This is a genomic window from Pirellulales bacterium, from assembly GCA_036499395.1.
GTDB lineage: Bacteria > Planctomycetota > Planctomycetia > Pirellulales > JACPPG01 > JACPPG01.
On sequence record DASYDW010000067.1, the window covers coordinates 1 to 18,809 of the forward strand.

Annotated in this window: 16 protein-coding genes; 4 read left to right on the forward strand and 12 right to left on the reverse strand. The window is 60.4% G+C overall.

The window, feature by feature from the left end:
- Positions 1-88: 88 nt before the first annotated feature.
- The 12 genes from VGN12_12530 to hypF form a co-directional block, all read right to left on the reverse strand.
- Positions 89-397, reverse strand: coding sequence for a hypothetical protein (locus VGN12_12530; GenBank protein ID HEY4310268.1), 309 nt, complete (start codon positions 395-397; stop codon positions 89-91).
- A gap of 5 nt (positions 398-402) precedes the next feature.
- Positions 403-1,452: a hypothetical protein gene (locus tag VGN12_12535; GenBank protein ID HEY4310269.1), complete on the reverse strand. Its 1,050-nt coding sequence runs from the start codon at positions 1,450-1,452 to the stop codon at positions 403-405.
- A gap of 4 nt (positions 1,453-1,456) precedes the next feature.
- Positions 1,457-2,113, reverse strand: coding sequence for a DUF6084 family protein (locus VGN12_12540; protein HEY4310270.1), 657 nt, complete (start codon positions 2,111-2,113; stop codon positions 1,457-1,459).
- Positions 2,106-2,729 (reverse strand): DUF5947 family protein, encoded by a 624-nt coding sequence (locus VGN12_12545; protein HEY4310271.1) that lies wholly within the window; start codon positions 2,727-2,729, stop codon positions 2,106-2,108. Before VGN12_12545 ends, VGN12_12540 begins: the two co-directional genes overlap by 8 nt.
- A gap of 20 nt (positions 2,730-2,749) precedes the next feature.
- Positions 2,750-3,298 carry a NifU family protein gene (locus VGN12_12550; GenBank protein HEY4310272.1) on the reverse strand — a complete coding sequence of 183 codons (549 nt, stop codon included), beginning with the start codon at positions 3,296-3,298 and terminating at the stop codon, positions 2,750-2,752.
- Positions 3,299-3,348: 50 nt separating this feature from the next.
- Positions 3,349-5,148 (reverse strand): nickel-dependent hydrogenase large subunit, encoded by a 1,800-nt coding sequence (locus VGN12_12555; protein ID HEY4310273.1) that lies wholly within the window; start codon positions 5,146-5,148, stop codon positions 3,349-3,351.
- Between the two features lie 65 nt (positions 5,149-5,213).
- Positions 5,214-6,275, reverse strand: a complete 1,062-nt coding sequence (locus tag VGN12_12560; protein ID HEY4310274.1) for a hypothetical protein — start codon at positions 6,273-6,275, stop codon at positions 5,214-5,216.
- Positions 6,276-6,280: 5 nt separating this feature from the next.
- Positions 6,281-7,099: a formate/nitrite transporter family protein gene (locus tag VGN12_12565; protein HEY4310275.1), complete on the reverse strand. Its 819-nt coding sequence runs from the start codon at positions 7,097-7,099 to the stop codon at positions 6,281-6,283.
- A 74-nt stretch (positions 7,100-7,173) separates the two neighbouring features.
- Positions 7,174-8,301: a hydrogenase expression/formation protein HypE gene (hypE, locus tag VGN12_12570; protein HEY4310276.1), complete on the reverse strand. Its 1,128-nt coding sequence runs from the start codon at positions 8,299-8,301 to the stop codon at positions 7,174-7,176.
- Positions 8,289-9,440 carry a hydrogenase formation protein HypD gene (hypD, locus tag VGN12_12575; GenBank protein HEY4310277.1) on the reverse strand — a complete coding sequence of 384 codons (1,152 nt, stop codon included), beginning with the start codon at positions 9,438-9,440 and terminating at the stop codon, positions 8,289-8,291. Before hypD ends, hypE begins: the two co-directional genes overlap by 13 nt.
- Positions 9,437-9,754 (reverse strand): HypC/HybG/HupF family hydrogenase formation chaperone, encoded by a 318-nt coding sequence (locus tag VGN12_12580; GenBank protein ID HEY4310278.1) that lies wholly within the window; start codon positions 9,752-9,754, stop codon positions 9,437-9,439. The genes hypD and VGN12_12580 overlap by 4 nt, the downstream gene beginning before the upstream one ends.
- Before the next feature lie 31 nt (positions 9,755-9,785).
- On the reverse strand, positions 9,786-12,179 hold the full coding sequence (gene hypF / locus VGN12_12585) for a carbamoyltransferase HypF (GenBank protein HEY4310279.1): 2,394 nt from the start codon (positions 12,177-12,179) through the stop codon (positions 9,786-9,788).
- Between the two features lie 823 nt (positions 12,180-13,002).
- On the opposite strand from hypF, the gene VGN12_12590 reads away from it, so the two are divergent.
- Genes VGN12_12590 through VGN12_12605 form a run of 4 tightly spaced genes read left to right on the forward strand, consistent with a single transcriptional unit; the run spans position 13,003 to position 18,806 of the window.
- On the forward strand, positions 13,003-13,662 hold the full coding sequence (locus VGN12_12590; GenBank protein HEY4310280.1) for a cytochrome c3 family protein: 660 nt from the start codon (positions 13,003-13,005) through the stop codon (positions 13,660-13,662).
- Positions 13,659-16,778, forward strand: coding sequence for a TAT-variant-translocated molybdopterin oxidoreductase (locus tag VGN12_12595; protein HEY4310281.1), 3,120 nt, complete (start codon positions 13,659-13,661; stop codon positions 16,776-16,778). Before VGN12_12590 ends, VGN12_12595 begins: the two co-directional genes overlap by 4 nt.
- A 1-nt stretch (position 16,779) precedes the next feature.
- Positions 16,780-18,186, forward strand: coding sequence for an NrfD/PsrC family molybdoenzyme membrane anchor subunit (gene nrfD, locus VGN12_12600; protein HEY4310282.1), 1,407 nt, complete (start codon positions 16,780-16,782; stop codon positions 18,184-18,186).
- On the forward strand, positions 18,183-18,806 hold the full coding sequence (locus tag VGN12_12605) for a DUF3341 domain-containing protein (protein HEY4310283.1): 624 nt from the start codon (positions 18,183-18,185) through the stop codon (positions 18,804-18,806). Before nrfD ends, VGN12_12605 begins: the two co-directional genes overlap by 4 nt.
- Positions 18,807-18,809: the final 3 nt, after the last annotated feature.

The window sequence follows — 18,809 nt, forward strand, 5'->3', positions numbered from 1 at the left end:
CGCCGAACGCGTCGTCCCCGAGAAAGATATTTCCCACGCCGGCGATCAAGATCTTGTTCGACATTGCCATTCCCGCATCACCTGCAATTCATGCTTCCACGTCGGTCGAGACGGGTTCTACTTCCTCCGGCGCAAAGAAAAACCGATGGCCGATCATCCGCGCCTGCCCCAGATCGGCCCCGGGATCGTCGTCGATCGTCAACGCCAGATAGACGCGGTTTTCGAAATCTTGCTCGATGCTGTCGATCGTCGCGCTTTTGCCGGCCAAGGCCATGTCAAAAATATCAGCTCGCGCGCGGGGCCGAATGCGTACCCGGTCTCCAAGGCGCAGCTCGTAAGGGCCGGCCTGCACGCATTCCAGAATCCGCCGCTCGGAAAAGTCCCAGGGATCGTTCATGACAGTCAGCTTTCACCGCTTCCGAGTTGTCGCGTAACTCCGTGCAGAGTGGCCAGTTGGCGCTCTGCCAACGCGCGGGTTCGATTCAGCAGTGCCTGACCGCGTTCGTCAAACGCCGCGACTTGCCGCTTCTCGTCGTCGCTCAGCGTCAATACCCGCAGCGTCAGCATCTCGTCAATTTCGGTCGCGTCGAAGAAGTCGCCGTGGCTCTCCTCGGCAATTTGCGGATAGTCGTACAAAATGATCGGTGAGCAAAGCATCGTGTCACGCGCCTCGTCCGGTCCGACAAGCACAGGCCACAACCCGTCCGATGGGTGACTATCAATCACCGCCCGATACTCCGGCGAGGGATCGATCGACGAGACAAACTGGCCGCCACACGTACGAACGACCGCGTGCGTTGCAGCCAGCGCTCGTGATGAGGCCGCGGCACGATCGGCCGCACTCGCACTCACCGCGGATTGCTGCGGAGCTTCGGCCGAAGCCGGCATTTCGGTTTCATTGGCAACCGAAATCTCGATGAGCGACGCATTTTCGCCCACAGGCGAGGCCAAGATTTCGATCCGCCCCCGTACCGCGACCTGCCGCCGGATCAACATGCCTGCGGTCTGTCCGTTCAGCGCGAGAATTTCTTTGCGCGACTCATCGGCGGAAAATGCGAACCGGTGGCTGAGCTTTTGCGCAAGAACATTCCGCAGATTCAGGGAAAGTTCTACGCGCCGTTCACGGCACTCTTGCCAGCTATGGTATTGCGTGTCGTCGACGGTCAAGCATGGCACCACATCCCAATCATCTCCGGCTTGAACTGCTATGACGCGATCGACGATCTGTAGAAAGCGGACTTGGATTTCCAGCACTGCTGGGACACCGTCGTGCAGCAGGTTCGCCCGCGTTCGCCAGCGATCGCGTCCCGGCTCCGCCTCGCTCCACGAGCGCGGGTACACACCTCCGAACGTCCAACGGACCTGGTTCTTGATCGCGGGGCGATATGGGTAAAGCAAATACCCTTCGTACACAAGGGCGTCGATCAGCCGATCAAGCTTCGTGGTATCCATATTGCTAAGTCCGAACTTCGTTCCGATCCGCTTGGGTCAAGAGCCGCGCGAGTGCCTGATCCCAGGATGGCAGCCCCTGCCGATTCTTGAATTCCTGCAATTCTGCAAACAAGTCTCGCGGGATGTTCAGCCACACGGCATCGGGAAAATGGCGTCGCATCAACTCGTGCCAGGTCTCGGCCGGCAGACGAAACACAGCTTCTTTCTCCCAAGAGATCTGGCCCGCCTGCAGCCCACGCGCACTCTGGTAGAACATCGTTCCACTGAACAGGAAGCACAACGGAATGTCGCCCGCCTCGAGCGAAGCGAAGTATTTCGTGGCAGCGACATTGAAATCGAAGCTGCAGGGAATCGACAGGTCGAATATTGTCTCGCCCGTGAAGGCGGGCACCACACATGTGACATGCGTCCACAGTAGGCTGCGCATCGTGGCTCCCCAACGCAGTGGATCGCCAAACAAATCACGCAGGCCCGGGGCATCGACACCTTGGTAACCACGCCGCGTCGGCTCGATGCGAATCTGCACGTTGAGGGATAGGGATTGCACGGTTGCCATCGCCGCTGTTTCGCCATCGCGAATGCGCAACTGAAACAGCAGTTGCGGCACCGCCGCGAATTGCGCCGGTTGCACGGATTCAATTTGAAAGGAAAGGTCAGGCATCGGTACTCGCACGCCGGTGAAGCGCCTGGAAGTAATCGGCAATCGTTTCCCACACTTCCGTGCCGCCGCTAACGCCGCGCCACCGCGAGCGCACCAGTCCCACCAGCTTGTAGCACTCGTCGAGGGGTGCACGAAAATACGCGCGCGCGGGATGGATGCGATGAATCAGCAGCGCTTCGGTATCATGTTCGAGTGTGGCCAGCGACGGATTGCACGCCACCACATCGGCCCACGCCTCGGCAGAGGGTTGCGAACGCATGGGCCCGACCGGGCAAGGGTAAACGGCCACGATGCCCCCTTCGACCGACGAATGAAACAAGAACGCCAACCCGATGGGAATGCCCAGGTTATTCCATTGGGCATCGTCCATCGCAAAACCCGCGAGTCGCGCGATCGTGCGCGGCACCCGGCAATACTTCTGCGCGACCTGGTTGCCAAACAGGATCGCGCACGGCTCGCACACGCATAGCACGCGGCCGTTGGCCCGCTCGACAAGATGCCCGTGCTCGGCCGCAATGGCGGCGCTGCACAGTTCGCACTTCTCGTTCGTAATCGGCGCGGGTCTGGCAAATCGTCGCAAAGCGGCCAGGCCGCTGGTCGAAGCATTGAGGGACATATTTTCTCCAGCCCAAGAGATCACTGCCAAGAGAGCTGCTCAAGAGGTACGAATCCGGCCGGCGCCGCGGCAGCGGCCGGGATTGCCCCTTCGACTTCGAGGCCGACAGTTTCCGGGGCCAGCTCGTAAATCGCTTGCTCAACGTGTGCCCTCATGGTCGCCGTCGAAGACGGACAGCCGTGGCAATTGCCTAACAGTCTTAACTGCACGACGCCGTCGGCAATTCGCAACAGTTCTACGTCACCTCCGTGCGCGGCCAGCATCGGCCGCACGCGCGACAGCGCTTGAGACACGCGCTCTGCGAAATCCTCGGGATGGCAGCCGTGCAACAAGAGCAGGCTCGCTACCAATTCGTCGCCGGCCAACCGCTCGACAGTCGTCGCCGTCTCGCCAGGCGTATTCTGCAGCAATTGCATCATGCGTCCCACGGCCGCGCCGTGGTAATCGAGAATACATTGTACGAGCTCGCGCATTTGGCTCTGTGCCGCAGGATCCGCGACGCTCTCAATCTCGTCGATGAGCTGATCGATGCGCTCAATCGAGTCGGCCAACTTAGGCTGGTCGGTCATAGATACCTCCGGTCGTTGATTGAAGGACCCGGCACACCGCAGCAACGCGCTCAATGAGTTTGCACCCCCAGCATTGGTACGTGACGAACCTCGTTCAGCAACTTCCCCTGGCCCGAGTACATGTGTACCCCGCAGGGGAGGCAAGGATCGAAGCTGCGGACGGCACGCATGATGTCGATCCCCTTGAAATTGTCGGGACCGTTTTCTTCGAAGATCGGCGTCCCCTGCACCGCGTCCTCATAAGGCCCGGGCGTCCCGTAACAATCGCGTGGGCTGCCGTTCCAGGGCGTGGGGGGGTACGGATGATAGTTCGCTATCTTCTTGTCGCGAATCACCAAGTGGTGCGAGAGCACGCCGCGCACCGCTTCATGGAAGCCGCAACCGATCGCTTCGTCCGGCACGGTAAATTCGGTAAACGTCTTGTTGTGTCCCTTATGGATTTCCTCAAGAGCGCGTTCGACGAAGTAGAGTGCCATCGCGGCCGCATAAGCCTGAAAGTACGTTCTCGCCCGATCACGCTCGAGCGCATTGCTCCAGCGCGGTATCTTCCATTCGAATTCCTTCTCAGGCAGCATGGCCGTCTTCGGCAGGCGAATCTTGACGCTCTTGCCAGTTGCTTGCACGTAACCGACGTCGACCTTGTTCGCCAAGGCCGTCGCCCACAGCCGGGCAATCGGTCCGCCACCGGTGTCGAGCGCCAGATAATCGTTAGTCCGCTTATCGAACCAACGCGGCGACATCACCCACGTGTACTTGTCCTGGAAATTGCGTTTTTGGGGACGCGGAATCGTGGTCTGATTCCAAGGATGCCGCTTGTCGACCGGATTCCCTAGCGGGTCATTGGGTACGAAGGTTTCGCCGCTTTGCTGCCAGTCGTCATAGAACGAGCTGCCCAGCAAGATGCGCAGCCCCAGGTTGATATCAACCAGGCTCGTGGTGACCAGTTGGCCATCGACAACGACGCCCGGCGTGACGTACATGGCGTTGCCCCATTTTTCCATGTTCTTGTACGTGTAGTCGCAGATCTTGGGATCCTGGAAAGATCCCCAACAGCCGAGCAGGATACGTCGCTCGCCGACCTTCTCATAACCCGGTAGCGCTTCGTAGAAGAAGTCGAACAGATCGTCGTGCAATGGGACGACTTTCTTCATGAACTCGACATACTTCATCAACCGCACCAGGTATTCCGAAAACAGTTGGATCGACGGCACCGTTCCCACGCCACCGGGATAGATCGTCGAAGGATGCACGTGCCGCCCTTCCATCAGGCAGAACATCTCGCGGGTCATGCGGCTCATCTGCAATGCCTCGCGGTAGAAGACCCCCGTGAACGGATTCAAGGCGCGCATGATGTCGGCAATTGTCTTGAATCCGTGCAGGTCGCCATTGGGCGAAGGCGTGTTCTCCGCGCGTTGTAGCACGCTAGGGTTCGTCTCTTTGACCATCTGTTCGCAGAAGTCGACACCCACCAGGTTGTCCTGGAAGATGTTGTGGTCGAACATATACTCCGCGGCCTCGCCCAGATTCACGATCCATTCGGCAATATCGGGCGGGCGAATTCCATAAGCCATGTTCTGGGCGTAGACCGAGCAGGTGGCGTGATTGTCACCGCAAATGCCGCAGATCCGGCTGGTGATGAAATGGGCGTCGCGCGGGTCTTTCCCTTTCATGAAGATGCTGTAGCCACGAAAGATCGAGCTCGTGGCATGGCATTCCACCACCTCGCGATTATCGAAATCGATCTTGGTAAAAATGCCCAGGCTACCCACGATGCGCGTAATCGGATCCCACGACATCTCGACGAGGTTACGGCGTTTGGTATCGCCCTGCCGCTCGGTGGTAGTTGCCATGAAGAAGCTCCTTTTGCGTGCCGGGCGACGAACCAGTCCTGCGCCGCCGGGTGTGTGATTCGTAGCTATTTCGTCCCGTAAGTCGTTGGTTTGTAGCCGGTGGTCAATTGGCCCCGATGGCGCCATTTCGGCTCTTTGTTCGAGGAATGATTGGTGTACTTTCGCAGTGAGCGAATCAGTCGGCCGTAGAGGCCAATGGCCGTCGATGAGAGCCGCGCTCCCGGCGGCTCGTCCATAAACGGCATGAACTTGTCGGGGAAGCCCGGCATCGTGCAGCCGATGCAAATGCCGCCGACGTTGGGGCAGCCACCAATGCCCGCCATCCAGCCGCGCTTCGTAACGTTGCAATTCACGACTGGTCCCCAGCAGCCGAGCTTGACCAGGCATTCCGGCTGTCCGTACGCCGTGGCAAATTGGGCCTGCTCGTAGTACCCACCCCGATCGCACCCCTCGTGTACAGTTTTGCCGAAGAGCCACAGCGGACGCAGTTGATCGTCCAAGGGGGGCGCCGGCGCCAGGCCCGCCGCGTGGTACAGCAAGTGCAACACGGTTTCCATGAAATTGTCGGGCTGCACAGGACAGCCCGGGACATTCACGATCGGCAATCCTGCTTTGGACTTGAAATTCCAACCCAAGTAGTCCGCCAGCCCCATGCATCCCGTCGGATTTCCCTCCATCGCGTGAATGCCGCCATAAGCCGCGCAGGTGCCGATCGCGACGATGGCCCATGCTTTGGGCGCCAATCGATCGATCCACTCGCAGGTCGTGATCGGCTGGCCGGTATGCTTGTCGGTCCCTTGTGCGGCCCAGTAGCCTTCCTTCTTGATGGTCTCGTTGGGAATCGATCCTTCGACCACGAACACAAACGGATCGAGCCGCCCCTCGGCCGCCTGGTAAAAGAACCGCATGAACTCGTCACCGTTTTCATAGGCCAGCACCGGGTTGTGCAGATGCACCTTGGGCAGCCCTGGAAAGGCGCCCATCACCAGGTCCTCGATGCTCGGCTGCGTTGCCGCGGTGATCGAAACAGAGTCGCCGTCGCAGCCCAGGCCCGCCGTCAGCCATATGATGTGCACTTCTTTCACTGCCGGAACGTGGCCCGCAAAATGTCCATTCTGTTGTGCCATGGCTGCTATCCTTTCCGAAATGAGAACTGCGTTTGTCGCGATTGATCCTTGCTGGAATGAACGGACTTCAACAGGGCCACAAAAAATGGACCTCCCAGGGCGTTCCCCACGGTGGTCCACAATAAAAAATGTCCGAAATCGGCGATCGTGACATCCGTATTCGCAAACACGCCGGCTAGCACCTCCGCGCTACCGAGCACGACGTGGTGCAATTGGGCCAGCCCGATGGCCGCGGTCACGAGCCAGACGATGACAATTTGGCTGATAGTGTCACGTCCGGCGGCCACGACCCAAGACAACAGCCCCATCAGCCAGCCTGCCAAGATGCCGCTACAAACGATGGCAATCGCCGGATGGTCGGTCATGCGATGGGCGATCGAACCCAACGTCTCGGCGTCAAAAGTGCCCAGCGCCGGACCAACGAAAGCCGCTGCGCAGGCGAAAGCTCCGGCTCCCAGAACGTTGGCCACAAAGATCACCGACCACAACCGAATCAGCGACGTGAACGAGGCCTGACCGCTGATGACCGGCATTACGGCCAGGCTGGTCTGCTCCGTAAAAAGCTCGGACCGTCCCAATACCACTAATACGAAGCCGAATGAATACATATTGGCCATCAGAAGCTGCACGACTGGCGCGGGAAGTTGCCCCGCGCACAGCTCATGGACAGTGGCCATCAGAAACAGGCTAAAGCCAATTTCAAGTCCAGCCGCGGCGCCGGAAAAGAAGAGTTGCGCGGTAGACCGATTCAGGGCATCGAGGGCTTCGTTCCGCTCGTCGCTGAGAATCTGGCTTGAGGCCTTGCGGGGTGCCTCCGCGGCCATACTACTCACGGCGTCGGTTTGCTGCGCAAGTTTCACCACAGGCGACCGTTAACTTTCTTGAGATGGCCCCGCCGTCAACAAATACGCGGTAATTGCTCTCCTGCCAACATCGTTACGACCCGTTCGCCGCCCACCACTGATTTCAAAGTCACCATGCCTGGATGATCGGCGATCACTTCGCCGATATCGGCGGCCTGCCTCCCCAGCGGATGCTCGCGCATCGCGGCCAGTACTCGCTCAGCATCCTCGGCCGCGACCACGGCAATCAGCTTTCCCTCGTTGGCAACGTACAGCGGATCAAGCCCGAGCATTTCGCATGCCCCACGCACTTCATTTCGCATGGGCAGTGCCGACTCGATCAGCCGCACTCCCACCTGCGAGGCCTGGGCCAGCTCGTTCAGCGTGCTGGAAACGCCACCCCGCGTCGGGTCGCGCATTGCGCGAATATTGGCCCCGGTCGTCAGCATGGCCTCGGTCAAGCCGCAAAGTGGAGCCGTATCGCTTTCCAGGCGCGTTTCGAATTCCAGCCCCTCGCGCACCGAAAGAATGGCGATGCCGTGATCGCCGATCGTGCCCGAAATCAGGATGTGATCCCCCGGCCGGGCATTATGGATCGACAGATTTCGATCCTCGGGCACGACGCCAATGCCAGAGGTCGTAATAAAGATCTGATCTCCTTTGCCACGATCGACGACCTTCGTATCCCCCGTGACGAGTTCGACCTGGGCCTCGAGGCACGCCTCGCGCATTGATGCCACGACGCGCTCGAGATCAGCAATCGGCAGTCCCTCCTCCAGGATGAAGGCGGCCGACAATACTTGCGGAATTGCCCCGCCTACGGCCAGATCATTCACGGTGCCATGCACGGCCAGCTTGCCAATGTCGCCACCAGGAAAGAACAGCGGCCGCACCACAAACGAGTCCGTCGTGAAGGCCACGCGTGGGCCGCGATGACCATTGGTGTGTGACGCCTGTGCATCACGCGAACGGCCATGACTCAAATGACTAGAACTCAAATAAAACGTCGCCTGATCCTCAAGAGCCGTTAAGATCCCGTTGTCCCACGCCGGCAAAAAGACGCGCTCAATCAGATCGGCGGTCATCTTGCCGCCGCTCCCATGCCCCAACAGCACACGCTCGTAATCGGTGCGCGGCACGGGGCACGACAGCGCAGAAATATCACCGTTCTCTAGACCCGACATGGCGACGGTTCCTGGCCCTGAATGGTGTAGACCGTTTCCGGTTGCCTCTCGCCGCGAAAACGTCCGTAGTGGTAATAGGCGGCACAGGCCCCCTCGGACGAAACCATTGTCGCCCCCAAGGGACTTTCGGGCGTACACGTCTTTCCGAATGCGGGACAGTCGTGCGGCTTAAGCAATCCCTGCAGAATCAGTCCGCTAACGCACTCTTTCGATTCCGCGACTTCCAGATGGTCGACCGCATAGCGTCGCTCGGCGTCGAACTCGGCATATGCCGGGGTCAGTCGGAAGCCGCTTTGGGGAATGCCGCCGATGCCGCGCCATTTACGGTCCGAGATCTCGAACACTTCGCGGATCAGTTCCACCGCCGGCAGATTGGCTTCGCGACGGACCGCCCGCGTGTACTGGTTTTCGACGCCGATGCGTCCCTCTTCCAGCATGCACACACAGCGATAAATGCCTTCCAGCAGATCGAGCGGCTCGAAGCCAGTGACCACGATCGGAATCTTGAACTCTTCGGCGATCGGCAGATACTCCTCGTAACCCATCACCGCGCAGACGTGCCCCGCGGCGAGGAAGCTCTGCACTCGATTGCGAGGGGACGAAAGAATCGCCGTCATCGCGGGCGGCACGAGCACGTGCGACACGAGCACGGCAAAGTTCTTGATGTTCCGCCTCTTCGCCTGATATACGGCCATGGAGTTCGCCGGAGCCGTGGTCTCGAAGCCGACGGCAAAGAACACCACGGTGCGATCAGGATTCCTTTCCGCGATCGTCAGACAATCGAGCGGTGAATAGACAATCCGCACGTCGCCACCAGTGGCTTTCACCGCGAATAAATCGCGATCGCTCCCGGGCACCCGTAGCATGTCGCCGAACGAGCAGAAAATCACCCCCGGCCGGGAGGCGATCTCGATCGCCTTGTCGATGATCTCCAAAGGCGTTACGCACACCGGGCAGCCCGGGCCATGCACCAACTCGATCTCGTGCGGCAGCAACTCGTCGATGCCATACTTCACGATGGTGTGCGTCTGGCCGCCGCAGACTTCCATGATCGTCCAGGGACGCGTGGTGACTTTCTTGATCGCGGTGCAGATCCGCTCGGCGGCGACCGGATCGCGATATTCGTCTTGGAATTTCATGGGTCCGTCTCCCTTATTGTCGGAGCGGGTTTGGCGAAATCGGAGGAGTCAGGCCCACTGTCGACTTCACCGTCGGATCGCAATTCACTCAACTCGTTCATCCGCTCGAGAAAGTTGAATACTTGCCGCGCTTCGTCTTCGTCGATCACCTGGAGCGAAAATCCGACGTGTACAATCACGTACTGCCCAGTGGTCGCCGCCGGTGTGTGGGCCAGACAGATGCGTTTTTGAATGCCGCTGAAGTCGACCTTGCCCATCGGCATGTCGTTTTCCTGATAGGTGTCGACTATTCTTCCGGGAATTCCCAGGCACATGAGGGCGGTTCCTCCAAGCGATCGAAAGTTTTCAGGGAGTATTAACCATTTCGAACGTGGAAAGACGAGTAGTTCCGGCCATGCGCCCTGGGGCGAGGGAGCCGACTGCGGACTCTGCCGGCGACGATTTCTGCTGCAATACCGCCGCGGCCACGGCCAATTGCCCCAGGCTCAGTCCCGCATCGTTGGTCGGCACTTGGGAATGCCGCAGCACGCGAAAGCCGTCAGCCGTTAGGCGCGCTTCACTCTCGGCGGCCAGTAGCGCGTTCGCAAACGCCCCGCCGCTGAGCGCGACGGTTCGAAGCCCACTGGCATCGCGCAGGCGTCCGCACATCGTGGCGATCATTTCGACCATGGTCGAGTGGAACCTGCGCGCGATCTGCGCTGTCGCGATACCACGCGCCACCTCTCGAGTGATCGCGCGAATCGTCGGGCGCAGGTCAAGTTCCATCGGCCACCCGGCCCCGTCGGCGGGCGGGGCGATCTCGAACGGATAACTTCCGTCGATCGGCACATCCGTGGCCAGCCATTCCAGTTCCATCGCGGCTTGCGCCTCGAAGGTTGTTTTGCCGCGCACGCCCAGCAAGGCGGCAATCGCGTCAAACAACCGACCGGCGCTCGAAGTCAGCGGGCAGTTGACCCTCCGGTCGATCATTTGCCGCAACGTTCGCACCGCGTCGCCGCTCGACCAGCAAGCCAGCGGCGCGAGATCACAATCGGCATCCAGTAAGTACGCCGCCGCCATGCGCCAGTTCTCGCGAGTGGCCGATTCGCCGCCAGCCAACGGCACGTATCGCAGGTGTGCGACCCGCTTGTAGTCGGCATAATCCGTAAGCAGGAACTCGCCGCCCCAAATCGCGCCGTCGCTTCCCCAGCCAGTCCCATCGAAGGCCACACCGATCACCGGCTCGCGGACATCATTCTCCGCCATGCAACTCGCCACGTGCGCGTGGTGGTGTTGTACACCGATACAGCGCAGTCCGTCACGCGCGCCCCGGTCGTGCGCATATCGCGTGGTGAGATAATCGGGATGCCGATCATGCACCAACGTTTGCGGACAAACATCGAACATCTGCTGGTAAAGGCCGACGTCGCGAACGAAGGCACGGTACGCCTCAAAATGATCCAGATCGCCCAGGTGATGGCTGACGATCGCCTGTGACCGCTGGGCCAACGCGAACGTCCCCTTCAACTGACCGCCGACCGCCAACATCGGCTGCGGGACGGGCATCGGCAGGCGGATCGGCTCGGGCGCGTACCCGCGCGACCTTCGAATGATTAGCTCTCGACGGCCGATCACGCGCGTTACGGAATCATCGCAACGGATATGGATTTCGCGATTGTGCGTCAGATAAAGATCGGCGATCTTCCCGAGTTGCTCGAACACCTCCGGCTCCTGATAGGCGATCGGCTCGTCGCTGCGATTTCCACTCGTCATGACCAGCGGCAGGTGGCCCGCCGCGCGCAGCAACAAATGATGCAACGGCGTGTAGGGCAGCATGACGCCGAGGTACGGATTGCCCGGGGCCAAGGAAGACGCGAGTTGATCGGTGCTGGCGATATCTTTTCGCCGGCGTAATAGCACGATGGGCGCCCGCGGCGACAAGAGCAGCCGCAGCTCTTCCGCCGAAATATGGCAATAACGCTGGGCGTGTTCCGCGCTACCCACCATCACGGCCAGCGGTTTATTGTCACGATGCTTGCGCGCCCGCAGCATCGCGACGGCCGTTTCACTCGTGGCATCGCAGGCCAGGTGATAACCCCCCAGCCCTTTGATGGCCGCGATCTCGCCTTTCCGGATCGCCGCGACCAGGTCGACGATGGCATCGGAAGCAGCCAGCCGTGCGCCGTGCGCGTCGCGCAATTGCAGTTGCGGTCCGCAATCGGGGCAGGCAATCGGCTGCGCATGAAAGCGACGATTGCCTGGATTGTCGTATTCCTGCTGGCACGCCGGACACAAGGGGAACGCGCTCATGGTCGTCCGCGCTCGATCGTAGGGCGCGGACCTGATAATCGTCAGTCGAGGACCGCAGTTCGTACAATTAAGAAATGGGTAGCGGTAGCGGCGGTCTCCAGCGTCGAATAATTCGGCCCGGCAGTCGTCGCACAGGGCCGCATCAGGCGTGATCACCGTCTCGCTTGTGTGGCGACATTCGCTCTCCGCAATGTGAAACTCCTGGTCGCCGCGACACGAGATGGCATGACAATGCCAGCGATCAATCCTCGCCAGGGAAGGTGCCTCGGTCAAAAGCGCCTGGCAGAACTGGTCGACGGCGGAGGATGCGCCCTCGATCTCGATTTGAACTTCGCCCGGCGTATTCCTTACGAACCCGTGCAAATCAAGCTGACGCGCGAGTTTCCACACAAAGGGACGAAAACCCACCCCTTGCACGACGCCGTAAATGCTGAATGCTCGGCGTTCCATCGACTGCGACTTCCGGTATGGGTCGGCCGCGGGACATGATCGCGCGAACGACGATCAAGCCCCAAGCCTATTGTCGCAATGGAATGGGGCGACCGCGATTAATAACGTCGCGATCGTCGACGAAAGCTCGAGGCGTCGAGCAATTGCCAGCAAATTCGATACCGCCCCGCTTCATGTGACTATTGATGAAGAAAAAGTACGCATGCTCGAATGTCGAAGGCTTCATGCATGCGCTGAATCTCCCGTCGTAAGCCCTCCGTAGATCCGTGAAATCGTAGTCGAGACTTGTATGTCGTCTGCATGCCAGGACGCCTGAGTAACTGAATGCTTGAACCCGAACGTCCATGGTTGGCGTTCGACTTAGAGCAACCTTTATGAAACGGAAACACATAGTCATAGGGTTATATTGATCGTCCTCGGGCCACGATGGTCGATGTTAGGCCACCAGCATGTCCTCGCCCCCGTCAGTTCTCAGCGTTTTGAGAATTCAATATCTGACTAGCTCATATGTTGAGGTCTAGAGGAGCATAAGTCGTGATTCGGGAATCTCGACGTGTAACGCGGCGCGTGCACCACTATCTATCGGTCTCCCCTCCCGATGCTTAAGCCGAAGGAACTTGCAGGTCCGAACTCCCGTGGAACCTATCGCTCGTTAAGCCGCTCGTCCAATTAGACCGTAAGCTTCGCGAATGCTCAGGAATTAGCTCGGATTCGAGAGCCTAAGCAATCGCTGCATCTGTTTGGAATGCGACTTGCAGGCACGCGCGTTGACATTTTTCGGGGCGGGCGAGCAATCGGCGGCGGTTTTCGCAGGGAGTTGAGCATGCCGCAGGTGTTTCCGCGCAGCGCCAATGCTATCTCGCGCGCCATTCTTCTGGCGTCGTTCTTGGCGACGCCTATGTTGATGTGGTTTTGCCTGACGTTCACTCGCTCGTCCTACGGCACCGATGCGGGGATCATGCGCGATCAGGCAATCCCCTTCAGCCACGAGCACCATGTGGGGGTACTGGGCATCGATTGCCGCTACTGCCATACATCGGTTGAGGAATCCTCGTTCGCCGGTTTGCCGGATACGAAGACGTGCATGAATTGCCACTCGCAGATTTGGGTGGGAAGTAACATGCTGCGGCCGGTGCGCGAAAGTTACCAGGCGAATACCCCTCTGCATTGGCGGCGTGTCCATAACCTGCCGAATTTCGTTTATTTCGATCACAGCATCCACGTGCAGAAGGGCATCGGCTGCTCGAGCTGCCACGGGCGGATCGACGAGATGCCGTTCACCTTTCAAAGCGCCTCGTTGCTGATGGAGTGGTGCCTGGATTGCCATCGCCATCCGGAACGGCAAATTCGCCCGCGCGAACAGATCTTCGACATTCTTTACCGGCGTCCGGCCGATCAATCGACATTGGGGCCAGAGCTTGTGGAGCGATATGACGTGGACGACGCGGTCACCCTCACAAGTTGCTCAGTGTGCCATCGATGAGCTGCCGTAAGAACATGGGGCAACGGCTTACAGAGCTGCAAAACCAGGCCAGCAGCGCGCGCGGCAAGCAGCTCTGGCGCAGCCTGGAAGAGCTCGCCGAGTCGCAAGAGTTTCAGTGTTTAGTCGCCGACGAATTTCCCAGCCAGGCTTCGATTTGGCCAGATGCCTTCAGCAGGCGCAAGTTTCTCACGCTGATGGGAGCCTCGTTGGCCCTGGGGGGAGTGTCGGGCTGCTCGATCCGCCCGGCGCCCTCGACCGAAATCGTGCCGTATGTCCGTCGCCCAGAAGAACTCGTTCCTGGCCGGCCGTTGTTCTTTGCCACCACAATGATGCTGGCGGGAGACGCGGTAGGTCTGTTGGTCGAAAGTTACATGGGGCGCCCCATCAAGATCGAAGGGAACCCCGACCATCCGGCGAGTCTCGGCGCGACGAGCCCTGCGCATCAGGCGTCATTGCTGACGCTTTACGATCCCGATCGATCGCCGGCGGTGACGTATTCGGGTCAGCCGCGCACCTGGAGCGACGCTACCGCTGCCTTGCGGACGGCCCTTACTCTTCAAGAGAGCAGGCAGGGCGCCGGCCTGCGCATCATTACGGAAAGTGTGTCGTCACCGACGTTCGCCCGGCAGATGGCGGACCTGTTCAAAAGATATCCCCAGGCGAAATGGTGCATGCATGACGCCGTCGATCGATCGGCCGCGCACGAGGGCTCGCGGCTGGCCTTTGAGGAAGTGCTGAATCCGTGTTACGAGTTCGGCCGCGCCGACGTCGTACTGGCGTTGGATGCCGATTTTCTCTGCTCCGGGCCGGGCCACTTGCGGTACGCGCGCGATTTTACGGCGCGGCGACGTGTGCGAACGAGTCGCGACAATGCCCCAAACGCCGCGATGAATCGGCTGTACATGCTCGAGACCGCCGTGAGTTGCACCGGCGCGAAAGCCGATCATCGTCTGGCCGTGCGCGGGAGGGACATAGCCCCCTGGGCCCAAGCAATTGCCGCGCGCTTAGGGATAGCCGTCGACGGCGACGCGGCTGTCTCACACGACAAATTGTTGACCGCGATCGTCGGCGACTTGACGGAACATCGCGGCCGCTCGCTCGTCGTGGCCGGCGACCGTCAACCGGCCGGCGTGCATCTGCTGGCGCATGCCATGAACGACCGATTAGGGAATGTCGGGCAGACGGTGAGTTACCTTCCTGCGAACGAGTTGCCAAGCGCGGGAGCGATGCAGTCGCTTGCCGAACTGACGGCAGAAATGGCACGCGGCAACGTAGATTGTCTGGTGGTGCTCGGCGGGAACCCAGCACTGACGGCTCCTGCCGACGTGCCGCTGGTCGAGTCGCTCGCGCGAGTTCCTTTACGAATTCATGTGAGCCTGTACGAAGACGAAACTTCTCACCTGTGCCATTGGCACTTGCCCGAGGCCCATTATCTGGAAGCGTGGTCGGATGCCGTGGCCTACGACGGAACCGCCTCGATCGCGCAGCCCTTGATCGAGCCATTGTACGAGGGACGCTCGCTGCACGAAGTACTGGGGCTGCTTATTGACGGTCGCGAAACGGCGGGACGCGACATCGTCCGCGAAACCTGGCGCGATCATTGGCATGATGTGGCATCGGCCGAGGCATTCGAGCAGCGCTGGCAAACTGTGTTGCACGATGGCGTGGTTCCCGATTCGAGGCGCGAGCCGAAATCCGTGCGACTCGCTGAGAATTGGCAGCAACAACTCTCAAAGCCGAGAGCCCTGCCAGCGACTGCGCCTGCGATCGATAGCGACGACCTGGAACTCGTTTTCCTGCCCGACCCGACGATTTACGACGGGCGCTTTGCGAACAACGGTTGGCTGCAGGAACTGCCGAAGCCGGTGACTCAATTGACATGGGGCAATGCGGCGATCATGAGTCCCGCCACGGCCCGGCGACTGGGCCTGGCCCAGGGAACCTACGCGCATGGCGGCGAGCATGGCGGCTATCACATGCCGGTTGTGGAATTGCAATTAGACGGTCGAGCGGTGCGAACGCCCGGCTGGGTGATGCCGGGCCATGCCGACGGAACGGTGACCGTTTATTTGGGCGGCGGTCGGCGGCGGGCCGGTCGCATCGGCGGCACAGCCAAGGAAACGATCGGCAGTGACGTCTATCCCCTGCGGCAATCCGCGGCGCCCTGGTTCGCGTCGGGCCTGAAAGTTGTCGTCACCGGGGAACGTGAATTGGTGGCCTGCACCCAGCGTCATCACGCGATGGAGGACCGGCACGTGGTCGTTTCGGCCACGCTCGGCGAGTACCGTGCCGAGCCGGATTTCGCCACGCGCGAGCAGCGGCGCGAACGAGCGCAAATGCTGATCGGCGCGCACGAGCCGTTGACGCTTTATCAGGCGTACGACTACGAAGCGCCCAAGCATAAATGGGGCATGTCGATCGACCTCACGGCATGCGTGGGCTGCAACGCCTGCATCGTCGCTTGCCAAGCGGAGAATAACATTCCCGTCGTCGGCAAGGAGCAAGTGGCGGCCGGCCGCGAGATGCACTGGCTGCGCGTCGATCGATATATCGAAGGAGCGGCGGACGCACCCGAGGCTTTCCATTTTCAACCGCTCCCCTGCATGCACTGCGAGAATGCCCCCTGCGAATATGTTTGTCCCGTCGAGGCCACGGTACATAGCGCCGAAGGCTTGAACGACATGATTTACAACCGCTGCGTGGGGACGCGCTTTTGTTCCAATAATTGCCCGTATAAAGTCCGACGTTTCAATTTCCTGGCCTACGCCGATTTCCAGACCGAGACATTGCGATTGCAATACAACCCCGAGGTCACGGTTCGCTCGCGCGGCGTGATGGAGAAGTGTACGTACTGCGTGCAGAGGATTCGCCGGGCGGAAATCGACGCTGACGTCGAACAGCGATCGATCGTCGACGGCGAGGTGCTGACCGCTTGCCAGGCGGCCTGCCCGACGCAGGCCATCGTATTCGGCGACATCAATGACGCGGCGAGTGTCGTGAAGGGGTCGAAAGAGTCGCCGCTCCAGTATGCGCTGCTGGAAGACCTGAACACCGTGCCGCGGACGACGTACCTGGCCGCGCTGCGCAACCCACATCCCGATCTCGAAGGAGTCTGACATGGCAAACGCCGCGCGGCCCGCCGAGGTGCTGGAGACGGCAGCGTCGCTGCAGCACCCCGACTATGTGCCGCGCGGCCACGATTGTCAGTCCGTCACGGCGACGATTAGCGGCATCGTGCTCGAGCGACCCACGGGCTTGGGCTGGTTAGCGGCTTTCGCGTCGAGTAACGCGCTGCTGCTGGTGTTTCTGGCCGTCGTCGGCTATTTGCTCATGATGGGGGTCGGAATTTGGGGGCTCGACATTCCCGTGGCCTGGGGTTTTGCCATCACGGACTTCGTGTGGTGGATCGGCATCGGGCACGCCGGGACGCTGATCTCGGCGATCTTGCTGTTGCTGCATCAGCGCTGGCGGACCTCGATCAATCGCATTGCCGAGGCCATGACAATCTTCGCTGTCATGTGTGCGGGCATGTTCCCCCTGTTGCACATGGGGCGCCCGTGGTTTTTCTATTGGCTGCTGCCCTATCCGAATACGATGCGACTGTGGCCGCAATTCCGCAGCCCGCTGATTTGGGACGTATTCGCGGTCAGCACCTATTTCTCGGTGTCGCTAGTGTTCTGGTACATGGGAATGCTTCCGGATCTGGCGACGCTGCGCGACCGCGCGACCAGTCGTCGCGGCCAGGTTATCTACGGTTTACTGGCGTTGGGGTGGCGGAACTCGGCCCGGCACTGGCAGCGCTACGAGACGACCTACTTGCTATTGGCGGGGCTGGCGACGCCGCTGGTCGTTTCGGTGCACTCGGTGGTGAGTTCCGACTTTGCGGCTTCGATAATGCCTGGCTGGCACGAGACCGTGTTTCCGCCGTACTTCGTCGCCGGTGCGATCTTTTCCGGTTTCGCGATGGTGCTGCTGCTGTGCGTGCCGATCCGGCACATCTATGGGTTGCAAGACTTCATCACGATTAGTCACTTGGAGGTGATGGCCAAGATCGTGCTGGCCACGAGCCTGCTTACATCGTACGGATATCTCAGCGAGCAGTTCCTATCCTGGTTCGGACACGAGACCGCCGAGCGATACGTCTACTGGAATCGCTTAAGCGCGTTCGGCCAATACGCGACGCTGGCGTGGACTGTCTTTTTATGCAACACCGTGGTGCCGCAACTGTTTTGGATCCCGCCGTTGCGCCGCAACCAGTTTGTGCTGTGTTTGGTCTCTCTCGGGGTGCTCATCGGCATGTGGCTCGAGCGCTATGTCATCATCACAACGACACTGCACCGCGATTACTTGCCTTCTTCATGGGGCATGTTTCAGCCCACGATCTATGACTTTCTGACTTTCTTCGGATCGATCGGGCTGTTCCTCACGGCCTTCCTGCTCTTCGCCAGACTCTTGCCGCTGATCTCGATGTCCGAAATGCGCGCGCTGTTGCCCGGGTCGCAGGGACACGAGGAGGGACGATGAACGCCGACTCCTCACTGCACGGCCTAATGGCGGAATTTGCCACGCCCGAAGAGATTCTCGCCGCCACGCGCGCCAGTTGGGAAGCCGGCTATCGCGACATGGACGCGTACACGCCGTATTGCGTCGCAGGGCTGGCAACCGCGCTGGGCATGAAGCGCAGCCGAATTCCGTCGATCGTTTTCTTGGGCGGGGTAACAGGGGCCATGGTCGGCTTCTTCATGCAGTACTACACATCAAGCGTCGATTACCCGCTGAATGTCGGCGGGCGGCCGCTGAACAGTTGGCCGGCGTATGTACCGATCACGTTCGAGGTATTGGTGCTGGTGGCGTCATTTGCGGCGGTGCTGTCGATGCTGCTGCTGAACGGTCTGCCGCGGCTTCATCACCCGGTGTTCAACGTGCCCGGCTTCGCCCGCGCCAGCCAGGATCGTTTCTTCCTGTGCATCGAGGCCACTGACCCCCAGTTTGATCGCGAACGGACAGGGCAGTTCTTGCTCGGGCTATCGCCCACGGGCGAAGTGACCGAAGTTCCGCTGGAAATCCTGACCGAGCCGGAACCGGTGGACGACGCGGCGCGGCCCGCGGCCCCCGTGATTGGCGAGCCTGTCCCGCTGAGCTGAAGG